Here is an 11949-nt window from a genome sequence, read left to right as displayed (position 1 = left end):
CATGCCCCATGCCCCATGCCCGATAACTAATGCTTTTCGCCCAAAATAGCATAAACCACAGTCTCTTCTTTTTTGCCGCGCAATTGAATCGAGCCTACTTTTTGGCCTTCGTAGCGATCGCGCACGTAAGCAAAAGTCCTCGCCGTCACCAACAAATTAAAAGGACTGTCAGAAACAATTTCCTTATTCATCGCCTCCAATCTAGCAGCAACGTTGACAGCATCGCCGATCACAGAATAATTCAAACGCCGGGAACCGCCCACGCTACCAGCAACTAACTGTCCGGTATGCAAACCGATGCCAAACTTAATTAAAGGTTTGTGTTCAATTCTAAGCTGCTGATTAAGTTGGTGCAGCCGTTCGTGCATCGCAATACAAGCCGCAACTGCATTCAAAGCATCTTGTTGAATTTCTCGATATTCGGTATGGCAAAAAGGCACTCCAAAAACTGCCATAATTGCATCACCGATGTATTTATCTACAACGCCGCCGTGATCCATAATACAGTTAGTCATCGCTTCCAAATAATTGTTCAACCAGGTGAGTAAATCTCGCGGCGGCATTTTTTCTGAAATCGAAGTAAAACTACGAATATCCATAAACAGCACCGTGGCTGTAAGTTCTTGAGGTTCCAGTTCTCCCTGTTCAAATATCTCCGCTTTGCGTTCCCAAATAAGCTGAGCTGTCTCTGGAGCGACGTGCTTTTCAAATAACCTCATCAACTGCTGCTTTTCGTACTGTTCCCGCAGTTGCAAAGCAGTGCCAGATAAAATGAGGGTGCCGATAGGTGCGGCAATCGGAACCCACCAAAAAAAGAAGCCAAATAACAAAGCACCAGCCCCAATCCAAATTATAGGCAAACCGAGAGCGATCGCAATTCTCTCCTTAACACCTCGGTTGCCCAGAACCAAGGCCGTAAGCGGGCCAATCCCCAACAATAACAAAATTTCTAGCAGTATCGGCAGCCGCCGTAGCAAGCGTTGATTGAGCAAATTGTCAATCAACGCTGCATATAAATAAACCCCAGCCGTAGTCTTGTCGAGAGGTGAAGATATCGGATCGAAACCGGTAGCAACTATGCCCACTAAAACTAACTTATTAGTCAGAGCATCTGCGGGAATTCTACCTTCTACGACATCAACAAAAGCATAGGTAGGTAGATTTTCTGTTTTCCCCGGCCAGTTAACCCAGACTTTTTTTTCCTGCTTATTTTTGGACTGTGGGAGCAATACTGGATCTTGGGGATTAGCAGCATTGTACCTGTGAATCATTGCTAAACCGAAATTAGGAATCCCGTTGAGAAAGATTTTTGACTCGCGGCTAATACCGTCGCTATCGGGTTCCTGGCCGATGTGGCCGACACCTGCGGCGGCGGCTTTTAAAGATGCTACGGGTTCTTCTTTGGTGGTTCTAGCGAGTACAACTTTGCCGTTGGCGGCGATCGCAGCGGCTAAAATATCATCTTTCGGACTTGGATCGAGGAAAAGAATGTCAAAACCAACTGCTGTAGGGGGGGATTTTTTCAGCGCTTCCAGCAGTTGGGCGTAGCGGTTGCGAGGCCAAGGAAATTGACCGTATTCCTGCAAGGAATGCCGTTCGATCGCAATTACCACAATTCTCTCATCCCATCCGGGATTTGGCAAAATTCCCGATTCTCGAATTTGAAATAGGGTTTTGTATCCCAAATATTCAAGGGGTTTCCACATTCCAAAGTGCAGCATGGCGACAGACATTATACCTACTGCTGCTCCTGTGAGCCAGGGAGGGTTTGTTGCTATATATTGCCGCAGGCAGAGCAGTTGATTTTGTTTGAGATGATCGATCCATTTTTTGAACTTCATGCAATTAATTTGACGCAATCATTGACATTCGAGTCCTAACTTCGAGAGGAATGGGAGTCAATCGATTTTAGATTTTAGATTTTAGATTTTAGAGGCGACCCCACGGATAAATTCGGGGGACAAGTTTCATCGGATACAGGTTTTTTATTTGTGGGTCCTGAGTCTGCGAAGGAATGAATCCGGGGGCTTGTATCCTGGATGCTTTCGGTCATGAAGTTTTACGAGACCGTAAGGGCGAAGGGTGGGGGCAAAATTTATTTATTTTGACTACCAAGTTTCACCGCAAAATGCTTCGCACCTACACAAAATAATCAACCCAGATAGGACTTAGGATATAACTCACGTCCTCAGAGACTGCCCGCGTATATTACTCGCGACGATAGGTTGTTTAGCGAACTGCGAAGCTGTAATGCCTTTCTGTGACTGACGGGCCTCGCACTAAGATTTTGAGGCGGCGGCTTGGCGGTAAAATTCCTTGGATTTTGAAGTTGCCCTTTCGATCGATCTTAATTTCTTCGTTGTGGACATAAACTGTGTCGATCGGGTTAATTTGACCGCTGAGGCTATAGATATTGCCGCTGAGTCTCAACAAACTGCGGACTTTGAGTTGAGCTAGGCGAGGGCTGGCTGAGGGCGCCACGGGCGGGGTTTGAGGGAAAATAGTCGTGGAGTTGCCGCTGTTGAGAACTACTTCCGAGTCGGTGTTGCCGGATACTACGACTTGACCTTCAATAGTTTCGACTGCGGTTTTGCCGCCGCCGACGCTGACGCCAAAGGAGGTACCGCGGACTCCGGCAACGCCTTCTGGGGTTTCAACCCTGACTGGGGCCCTTTTGGCAGAACGGGTTTTTTGGGCAATTTGACTGGATTTGCCGAGTCCGCTGAAGGTATTGAGGGCGACTATTTGGTTCGGCGGGATAATTGTTGAGGTGTTGGCTGCGGGAGTTGTCGCAGCAGTTTTGCCGATCGACAACCTGACTCGCCCCCTGCTGACAAAAATGGCTGTGTCTTTTTCACCACCTGCACTGCTTGACAAATTGGATATTCTGACTGCGGTTTTTTCGGCAACTTCCACGACGCCGATGTTGTTGTCGATGCCTAAACGGGCTGTGGAATCGGGGCCGGTGATGATTTCGTCTCCGGGGGCGAGTAGCCGATCGCCCACGACCGCTGGCCGCCCTTTAAAGCTGACTGTACCCCGAATTTCTTCTATTTCGAGCGATCGCCCAGTCGCTGTTCCCTGAGCCTTTATCGTCTCTGCTGGGGATAAATTCGCCGCCACTGTTGCCGGATTTTTGGGAGATTTTGAGCCGGCTGGCAGTGCTGGCGGTCGAGCGAGTGAGACAATTTTAGTAGGGTTCGAGGGCTGTTTGGGGGATGGAGAGGGCGGACTGGCGATCGTCCCACGAAAGGGCGACAGACTCGCCAGCACAGCCAAGGACAAACTTAGGAGCGGAATTTTGGTCGATCGCCCACAGGTAAAAATTTTATTCATAATTTCAGTTTTGTGATCTTGAAGTTCCTTGACTTCCTTTCCTCTATTAGACTCCTTAAATCCGGCAATCGTTCCATTTTTTATGCCGTAACACAGCAGCAAAAATAAACTTTATCAGCCTGAAAGTTTAGCATTAAAAATTCTTTTTTTGGTCAGATTTTAGTAAACTGTTACAACATGGCATTTTACTAAAATCTGAGCTTCGGGAAATTTTGCCAACCCGACTCAAAGTCCTTTGCTGCATGAAGTTTCGCCGCTGTCAACATCAGAGAGGGCAGATTTATATATAGCCAACATAAAATTAATTACTGCTTTTGAATGCCTTTTGGCTTCTGCCTGAAGGATGACTAATTTGGGATAAATTCTGTAGTTGTGGCAATTAATAAAAAACTTCTTTTTGCGAAGCAATAAAAAATAATTATCTAAGTGGTGAACAGCCTCTGCCAGTGGAGCTTGCCGCTGTGAAACCTTATGAAGCAAACCCAAGCGAATCAGGGTAGACGATCGACGCACTCCGACTAGAATACCGTCTTTTAGGGAAAGTTGGTGGAAATTTCGATGGAAAATCATAGGGAGCGATCGGCTGCTGGTGTTGCTGTTCCGAAGTAGACGCCAAACTGTAAAATAAACGGTTGTATAGAGCAGGAGAACAATTTCAGTGGCAATAGAAGTAGGTCAGAGAGTTAAGGTGCGCCGTCTCAGAGATCGGATACCTGCAAATATAGTGGGCAAGATAAAGGAGAATCCAGTAGGCACTGTTGACGGATTCAGAATGGTTGACGGTAGCGGAGTAGGCGTGGTTGTCAAGTTTGACGGTTTTGCGACTTGGTTCTTTGAAGATGAGCTAGAACCCGTTTAACAGATGTAGAAGGAAGAGGGGCACGACACGGATTCGGACACGGATACACGGATTGAATTTAACTGTGTTTCCTTTCGTCTCCTACTCTCCCCCTCTCCTACTCTCCCCCTCTCCCCCTCTCCCCCTCTTCCTCCACTCTCCCCCTCTTCCCCTCTCCCACTCTCCCACTCTCCTCTTCCTCCACTCTCCCCCCTCCCCCACTCTGGCTGAAGGTTGCGCTTAAATGTTAAAGAGTAAGCTTTGGCAGTGAGAACAGAAAATGGCTTTGATTTTGACATTTTTGGGCAAAGGCGGCACTGGCCGCAGTACGATCGCGATCGCAACAGCTAAAAAATACGCGGCTCAAGGCAAGCGAGTTCTGCTGCTCGGCCAAGATCCGGGCCCTGCATTGGGTATTCTGCTAGGAGTTCCCCTGACTCTCAGCCCCCAGGAAATCGCCCCCAACCTCAAAGCAGTTCAGGTGCAAAGCGCGCCGCTGCTAGAACGCAGGTGGGACGAAATTAAACAACTAGAAGCTCAATATGTCCGTACTCCCTTTTTCAAGCAGATTTACGGTCAAGAATTAGGGGTGTTGCCGGGAATGGACAGCGCGCTGGCGTTGAACGAAGTTCGGGAATACGACGACAGCAAACAATACGATGTAATTGTTTATGACGGCAATGGCGGCATGGATACGCTGCGGATGCTGGGAATGCCCGAAATTCTGAGTTGGTACATCCGCAGGTTCCGCCAAGCTTTGGTAGATTCGGATTTGGGGAAAGCGCTTTCACCTTTTATTCAACCGGTTGTCAGTACCGTGTTGACGGTGGATTTGTCGGGAGACAATGCTTTTCAATCTACTAAGCAAGTCGATAATCTTTTGGATAAGGGTAAGGAAGCGCTGGCAGATCCGAACCGCACGGCGGCTTTTTTGGTGACGACTGGGGATGCAAGCGCGATCGCAACTGCCCGCTATCTTTGGGGAAGTTCTCAACAAGTTGGTTTGACTGTGGGCGGTGTCATTGTCAATCAAGCAGCGGTTACAGAAGCTATTACTGCCGATTTTGAGCCTTTGACGGCTGTTTCGGTTCCGGGGCACAGTGACAATAATTGGCAGCCGCTAATTGATGCTTTGCCAGATTTTTCTGAGGCGACAAAAGCTCCTAAACCGATTCACATAAACATTGCACAGCGTCAAGTTAGTTTGTTTTTGCCTGGGTTTGACAAGAAAGAAATTAAATTGATTCAATCGGGGCCGGAAGTGACGATCGAAGCGGGCGATCAGCGGCGCAATATTTTGCTGCCTCCGGCGCTAACTGGTAAATCTGTTACTGGTGCTAAGTTCCTGAATGGTTACTTGATTATTTCTTTTTAGGGTAAGGAAGAAGGCACGACACGGATTTTGACACGGATACACGGATGAATTATCGAGTTCTCTAATATCATGTGTCGTAGATTCGTTGTTGTGTAATTTCTGCGATCGTAGGGGCGGGTTTTACCAACCATAATCGCCTGAAAAAAACAATCTCAAAAACCCGCCCCAACCCAACGAATAATATTAATGTACATTCAGATTTATGGTGGGTGGGGGCGGGTTTATATGAATTGTCGATCGTCGTTATATATTGTTGGTGAACCCGCCCCTACGACATTTGGTAATTAAATCGACATCAACGCGCAAAATGTACATTCACCCCCAAAATCTGCTACAATCTCCAACAACACATCATCCACCCAGCCAATGTTCCGACAAATTTGGCAACGCATCCTCAACCTGTGGCAGCAAATTCAGCGGCGATTCCGCAAACCAGTACCCCCAGCGCCAAAGCCAACTCCGATTCGCACTTTTGGGGAATACGAACAGAAATTTTTGCAACTGTTAGAAGGAGTTGAACAAGGCTGGAGTCGGGGCGATATTAAAGGCTTTTTAATCGGCTGCAAAATCAAAGATGCTGAGTGGGAAAACTGGCTGCAAGAATTTGGAGACAGGTTGCTGGTATCCCCGGAAACGCATTTAGAATTGGGTGGGCGAATGGTGCGGCTGGGTGAGATGAATTGCGGGAAAATTAGTGAGGTTGCTGGGAAGACTGGTAGGCAATTGTTGCCGCAGGAAAGTTTGAATCCGACTCCTGTGGAGGAGAGTTCGCAGATAAGGGAAGATATTCAGGAGTTACCCGAAAAAACTGAAGAAACTGGGTTTTTTCCTGTTTCTGGGGGTGTTGCAGAATCTATAGAAATAGAAATCAGTCAAGAAGCAGAAGAATTATATAACCAAGGAGTCGATCGCTATTATGCAGGAGATTTAGAAGGGGCGATCGCAGCCTTTGAGAAAGCCTTAGAAATTGACGCTAAATACTACTTGGCATGGAACGGGCTGGGCAAGACCCTAAAGGATTTAGGCCGTTATATTGAGGCGATCGCAGCCTACGAGAAAGCCTTAGAAATTTACCCGACAAACTCCCTTATATGGGAATTACTGGGCGCTACCCTAAATTATTTGCACCACTACAATGAGGCAATCACAGCCTACAACAAAGCCTTGGAAATTGACCCCAGATTATACCATGCCTGGTACAATCTGGGCAATACCCTAATAAAATTGAACCGCAACATTGAGGCGATCGCAGCCTACGAGAAAGCCTTAGAAATTAAGCCGAAAGACTACCATACCTGGCAATTACTGGGCATTATCCTAAATCATTTACGCCGCTACAATGAGGCGATCGCAGCCTTCGAGAAAGCCTTAGAAATTACAGGCGATCAACAAAGAATGGCTTGGTTACATCGAGGTTGGGCATTTTTCAACTCAGGGCGCTACATTGAAGCCATTCAAAACTGGGATGAAGGCTTACAGAAATATCTGTCCAGCAACCACGACTATCGCCTCGCTTGGAGCGATTTGCACCAACAAAAAGGCTATGCACACTACAAACACGGCAAACAAACAGCCACTTATTTGGAATCATTCCACAAAGCCAAAGCCAGCTACGAACAAGCCCGCGAATTTTTGAAATTGCCCCTCATCCCAGAAACTTATTTAGAAGTAATGCAAGGCTTAATTACCGTCTGTCGCAGCTTGGGAGATCCCAAAACCAGCGAGTACCTTACCGAAGCTACTACGGTGTTAGAAAATTTAATTTTAGACAATGACACTCCCCCCGAAATCAAACTGCGACTCCAACGCAAATTTGCCGGACTTTACCAGTTAGAAGTCGATACCCTCGTCGAGTCGGGCAACAAGATAAATGCACTAGAAAAAGCCGAAGCCAGGAAAAACTTTTGCCTGCAATGGATGCGCGCAGGTTTGCAAAACCCCACCGATAGCCCGACTTATCCCCAAATCAGAGACTTACTGGCAAACAACACCGAAACGGCGATTATTTACTGGCATCTCAGCCCAGTTTCCCTGACTGCTTTTATCATTACCCTAGAAAAGTTTGAAGTTATCTGCACACCTGTCACCGATATATTCGCAAAGCGCCACAGTCAGAGTTTAGAAAAATGGCTGAAAGACTGGAAAACCAACTATCAAAATTACGGTCAAACTACCAGCAAACAGCAAAGCAAAGAATCTCATCCCTGGCGCGAGTCAATGACAGCGCAATTGCAACAACTCGCAGACATCCTCAAAATTCCCGAAATTTGTACGCACCTCACCAATATCCAACACTTAATCTTAATTCCCCACCGCGACTTGCACCTCCTCCCCCTAGATTCTCTGTTTCTGCCTCCCTTCCCAGTGGAGGGGGTAGGCACGGGGGCACTACCCCTACGAAACCCTGGTAGGGGCAATCCCCCCGTGGTTGCCCCCATAATAGGCACGGGGGCACTACCCCTACAAAACCCTGGTAGGGGCAATCCCCCCGTGGTTGCCCCCATAATCCGCAGGATTACCCGCCTGCCCAGCGCCCAAATAGCCATCCAACAGCAACAGCAAAACTCCACGGAAATTGCGCCCAATTCACTGCTGATGGTAGAGCACTCGCAAGGCAAAAGCGCCTTAAAATTCACCCAAATAGAAGCAGCCGCCATCAAACAAATTAACCAGACTCACCGCGCCTCCAATGCAACCACTAAAACCGCAATTATTGAAGCACTAAAAGCCAATAGCGGCATCTTTCATTATACAGGTCACGCCTACCACAACACCGAAAAATCCGAGGCTTCGGCGTTAATGTTAGCCAAAGACGAAGAATTGACATTGACCGACATTTTACAGTTAAAATTAGTTAATTATTACCTAGTCTGCCTCAGCGCTTGCGAAACCGGCATTACCAAGAAAGGCGAGTTAATCGATGAATTCGTGGGCATAGCCAGCGGCTTTTTGCCGGAGACTAATTATATTATCAGCACACTGTGGCGAGTGGACGAACGTTCTAGCGCTTTGTTAATGATTTATTTCTACCAGTTATGGAAGCAGGGAATGCAGCCGCCGGAAGCCCTGCAACAAGCAAAAGATTGGCTCAGAGAGCTGACGAATGGTAAGCTAGGCGAGTGGTACGCCGGAGAGTTGCTGCCTTTGCTGAGAGAGGCTAATTTTAAAAGCATATTCTTCTTTGAAATGGAAGCTTCGCGCCTGCAAGAAAATTTAGCTAAAATAGAAGAGAAACCTTATAACCATCCCTACCACTGGGCTGCTTTCACCATCACCGGCAACGGCTAAACTAACATGACTTATCAAGAATCTACCTTATCAGGATTTGATCTGTTTGCGCCCAAAGCTTTTTTAATCTCCCTTGCCAGAGTTGAAGAACCTCTTTCACCTGAGTTGATAGCAGAAGTGAATGAAGTTGGCGAGGCTTTGGCCAGTGGCGAGTTTGAAAAAGCGTCTGCACTTATTACTATAGCTCAAAAAGATGCTGTTTTTTATGAAAATTTTAAGAAAGCTTACAAGGAATTGCAGGAACTTGATGAGTCGGAGGAAAAGAATAAGTTTCTTCCTGAGTTAGATGAAAATACTCCTTCGCGGCAGACTGATGATTATAATAATTTTTTGGCTCCTCCTTTAACTAATTCTAATCCGCAGAATATGGCGAGGAGGTTGTTGGGAAAGGCTAGTGATTTGGTTGAACGGGTTTATCGGTTGAGGTTTTGATTTGAGGGCACCGGGCGAAGATTATCCGGCGGTTGAAACCGCTGCTACACACGGAGGCCACCCGGCGGTTGAAACCGCGGCTACACAAACTATGTCCGCCTACGCGGACTAAGAGGTAGACGGGTATTTAAGGGCACCGGGCGAAGATTACCCGGCGGTTGAAACCGCGGCTACACAAACGATGTCCGCCTACGCGGACTAAGAGTGGCTGTTGGGCGGTTAAAACGGCGATTGGAAATCGCCGAATGACCAAGGATGTAACATTATTCTTCAGTCCGCGTAGGCGGACTTGGCTTGTGTAGACGCGATTTCCAATCGCCCAATAATTGTATTTTACCAAGTCAAAAACTAACCATCAGAAACAGATTTTATGCTCAAATTAGTTGACCCTACCCTGAATTTATTTAGCTACACTCTCAAACAAGGGTTGGGTGTCGGCGAATCGGAAACTCGGAAAGTTTACCGCAGATTTTTAGCGGGTTTGTCTGCACAATTGCACAAAAAGCTGAATGTTTCCTTTACCCCTGAACAAAAACAAAAGTTTCTGGCGCTACATGAGGAAACAGTAGCTGATTTACCTTTTACAGGAAACCTGAACAACCATCAAGTTAAGGGCCGCTACCGCCGCTGGAATGTTAGCGATAATTATCAACTTTTATTTGACGGCTACGTTGATGATAAGTATCAACCTGACCAAGTTATTAAACTGATTGAAAGTTTGCAATATTTAATTCCCCAACCACCGAAGTTGGAAAATATCGGCAAAACTTGGATGCTTTCGGGTTGGCTGGAATCTGGGACTGATTTGGAAGCGGAAGAACTTGCAAAACAGGTTTACAAGTGTTTGTTTGCAAAAGATGGTGTTTCTCAAGGAAGCGGTCTGTTTTTAGGTGGGAAAGTAGCTGAGTTTTGGGGCGATAAGATTGAGGATAATTGTCAACTGCTGGTAATTTTGTATCCCGATGAAGCGGCTTGTCAGGAATGGGCTAGGGATTTTTATGTTAGTTGGCTGGATTTGCTGTGCTTCCGGCATAAAATTATCTGGGCTTATGAGAATAGTCTACTGTTAAAAGAACGGTTGGTGAGTAATTACAACCAAATTGTGGGGATGAGGAATACTTCTCGACTCAATCTCAAGAAACTCCGGGAGGCGATGGGAAAATTGTCGGAGTTTGCGATCGACCTTAATTATTTGGAGTTGCAACATAGTACAATTAATGTTAATCTGGAAAAGTATCAGACTAAGTTGGCTAAAATTAAAACTCAGGCTAGACCTACGGACGATTTACAGTTTTTGCAGGATTTTTGGGACAAGGCTGAACAAACTTATCCTAAGCAAATCCAAAAAGATATTGACAATTTTCGTCCTTGTTTGGAAATATTGCGGAGTCTGACTGATACAATTAGAGGTACGGTAGAGATTAGGAAAGCTGAGAGCGATCGCACTTTTCAAGCAGTAGTCGGCATTGTCGGAGTCGGGCTGTCAACTGGCGGGACTGTAGCTTCTGCGGCCGCCGGTTTTAAAACGGAAATAGAAGCAAATCATACTATCAATTATGCCATAAATACGCTCGTGCCAATTTTCGATCCGGGTTCGGGGCTGAGGGTAATTATGGGATTTAGTATTTTATCTGGAGTAGCAGCTAGTCTGCTGACAGCGATAATTATAATTGTGTGGCCGCGCATTTTCCGGCGTTAGTTAGGTTGACGACATAATCGCGATCGCGCCCCACGTCCTTACAAAATAGCGATCGTAGTTGCTAAAATATTAACAAGCAAAGCACTCCCAATCAACGATTATGACTGCCATCCAAGAGCCAACCATTAAAACGACGCCCTTTGACGATTTAATCGCCGATTTCAATAAAATAAGAAGTCTCTACACAGTAGAAGATCCTCTAGAAGCCTTTAAGTTAATCATCGACCAAGAAGTGATGGTAAGTTTAATTTTAGAAGCTCATTCTAAGATTAGAGAACTATTTCCTACGGAAAGATTAGGCTTGGAAGTGAAAACCGATCCAGAAATTGCCAACTGGCGATCGCTCTGGATTACCATTTATACCAAGCTCGATGTCGAGGAAGCTTTTGCAAAGTTAAACATCCTTGATGATAGTTGGTGGCTCGAAGCTAAAATAGCTGCCCCCAAAAATGATTTACATATTAGCCTTGAATGGGAGTCAAATGAGATTTAATTGGTCTGAATATTTGAATTTAGCTCAAGAGTTAGCGGCTACAAATAGTGACAGTTCAGCTAACAGGGAAGCCAAGTTGCGATCGGCGATAAGTAGAGCATACTATTCGACATTTTGCCTAGCGCGAAATTACTTGCGCGACATTGAAAAAGACCCAAGACTTTTTCGTAAGAATCGCGATATCAACGAACATCAATATGTAGCAGAAGAATTTATATACCACCCAACTAAAAAGAAAAACATGGTCAAAATAGGTGAAAATTTAAGCAGATTGAGAGAACTTAGGAATAAAGCTGATTATGAAGATACTATGTTTAACTTGCAAAGAGAAGCGAGAAATGCGTTAATGCTAGCTGAGAATATTATTTCAGCGTTAAGTAACTTAACTGAATAATCAGGTAAATCTCAGATGTTGCACCATTCTCAATAAGCTTTTTATGAACAGGCTTTCCGGCCTGTTCCACAAGAAAATTCACTCTTTGTGGAAC

10 protein-coding genes are annotated in these 11949 nt (G+C 45.9%); 7 read left to right on the top strand and 3 right to left on the bottom strand.

Annotated features, from left to right (window positions below; translation table 11 throughout):
- Positions 1 to 26: 26 nt before the first annotated feature.
- The 3 genes from QUB35_RS36510 to QUB35_RS36500 all read right to left on the bottom strand — a co-directional run bounded on the left by QUB35_RS36510 (position 27) and on the right by QUB35_RS36500 (position 3906).
- Positions 27 to 1841 (bottom strand): adenylate/guanylate cyclase domain-containing protein, encoded by a 1815-nt coding sequence (locus QUB35_RS36510; protein ID WP_333147583.1) that lies wholly within the window; start codon positions 1839 to 1841, stop codon positions 27 to 29.
- Between the two features lie 388 nt (positions 1842 to 2229).
- Positions 2230 to 3336, bottom strand: a complete 1107-nt coding sequence (locus tag QUB35_RS36505) for a FecR domain-containing protein (protein ID WP_333147581.1) — start codon at positions 3334 to 3336, stop codon at positions 2230 to 2232.
- A 225-nt stretch (positions 3337 to 3561) separates the two neighbouring features.
- The gene (locus QUB35_RS36500; RefSeq protein WP_333147579.1) at positions 3562 to 3906 is read right to left on the bottom strand and encodes a hypothetical protein; all 345 of its coding nucleotides are present in this window, start codon (positions 3904 to 3906) and stop codon (positions 3562 to 3564) included.
- Positions 3907 to 3994: 88 nt separating this feature from the next.
- Between QUB35_RS36500 and petP the strand changes: the two genes are divergently transcribed.
- From petP to QUB35_RS36465, 7 genes are all read left to right on the top strand, one after another.
- Positions 3995 to 4195 carry a cytochrome b6f subunit PetP gene (petP, locus tag QUB35_RS36495; RefSeq protein ID WP_172186826.1) on the top strand — a complete coding sequence of 67 codons (201 nt, stop codon included), beginning with the start codon at positions 3995 to 3997 and terminating at the stop codon, positions 4193 to 4195.
- A 259-nt stretch (positions 4196 to 4454) separates the two neighbouring features.
- Positions 4455 to 5549 carry a Get3/ArsA fold putative tail anchor-mediating ATPase NosAFP gene (locus tag QUB35_RS36490; protein WP_333147577.1) on the top strand — a complete coding sequence of 365 codons (1095 nt, stop codon included), beginning with the start codon at positions 4455 to 4457 and terminating at the stop codon, positions 5547 to 5549.
- A gap of 366 nt (positions 5550 to 5915) precedes the next feature.
- Positions 5916 to 8837 carry a CHAT domain-containing tetratricopeptide repeat protein gene (locus QUB35_RS36485; RefSeq protein ID WP_333147575.1) on the top strand — a complete coding sequence of 974 codons (2922 nt, stop codon included), beginning with the start codon at positions 5916 to 5918 and terminating at the stop codon, positions 8835 to 8837.
- Between the two features lie 6 nt (positions 8838 to 8843).
- A complete protein-coding gene (locus tag QUB35_RS36480) occupies positions 8844 to 9269 on the top strand; it encodes a hypothetical protein (protein WP_333147573.1) in 426 nt (141 codons plus the stop codon).
- Between the two features lie 370 nt (positions 9270 to 9639).
- Positions 9640 to 10968 carry a hypothetical protein gene (locus tag QUB35_RS36475; protein WP_333147572.1) on the top strand — a complete coding sequence of 443 codons (1329 nt, stop codon included), beginning with the start codon at positions 9640 to 9642 and terminating at the stop codon, positions 10966 to 10968.
- A gap of 100 nt (positions 10969 to 11068) precedes the next feature.
- A complete protein-coding gene (locus tag QUB35_RS36470; protein WP_333147570.1) occupies positions 11069 to 11461 on the top strand; it encodes a peptidase in 393 nt (130 codons plus the stop codon).
- Positions 11418 to 11855 (top strand): HEPN domain-containing protein, encoded by a 438-nt coding sequence (locus tag QUB35_RS36465; RefSeq protein WP_333147568.1) that lies wholly within the window; start codon positions 11418 to 11420, stop codon positions 11853 to 11855. Before QUB35_RS36470 ends, QUB35_RS36465 begins: the two co-directional genes overlap by 44 nt.
- Positions 11856 to 11949: the final 94 nt, after the last annotated feature.

The sequence above is a fragment of the Microcoleus sp. B13-B6 genome (assembly GCF_036705405.1).
Classification (GTDB): Bacteria; Cyanobacteriota; Cyanobacteriia; order Cyanobacteriales; family Microcoleaceae; genus Microcoleus.
This window is presented reverse-complemented; position numbering and strand designations above follow the sequence as displayed.

Bases quoted from the DNA above. Each gene is read 5' to 3' on its own strand.
- QUB35_RS36510 (WP_333147583.1), bottom strand. From the start codon at position 1,841: ATGAAGTTCAAAAAATGGATCGATCATCTCAAACAAAATCAACTGCTC.
- QUB35_RS36505 (WP_333147581.1), bottom strand. From the start codon at position 3,336: ATGAATAAAATTTTTACCTGTGGGCGATCGACCAAAATTCCGCTCCTA.
- QUB35_RS36500 (WP_333147579.1), bottom strand. From the start codon at position 3,906: ATGATTTTCCATCGAAATTTCCACCAACTTTCCCTAAAAGACGGTATT.
- QUB35_RS36490 (WP_333147577.1), top strand. From the start codon at position 4,455: ATGGCTTTGATTTTGACATTTTTGGGCAAAGGCGGCACTGGCCGCAGT.
- QUB35_RS36485 (WP_333147575.1), top strand. From the start codon at position 5,916: ATGTTCCGACAAATTTGGCAACGCATCCTCAACCTGTGGCAGCAAATT.
- QUB35_RS36480 (WP_333147573.1), top strand. From the start codon at position 8,844: ATGACTTATCAAGAATCTACCTTATCAGGATTTGATCTGTTTGCGCCC.
- QUB35_RS36475 (WP_333147572.1), top strand. From the start codon at position 9,640: ATGCTCAAATTAGTTGACCCTACCCTGAATTTATTTAGCTACACTCTC.
- QUB35_RS36470 (WP_333147570.1), top strand. From the start codon at position 11,069: ATGACTGCCATCCAAGAGCCAACCATTAAAACGACGCCCTTTGACGAT.
- QUB35_RS36465 (WP_333147568.1), top strand. From the start codon at position 11,418: ATGATTTACATATTAGCCTTGAATGGGAGTCAAATGAGATTTAATTGG.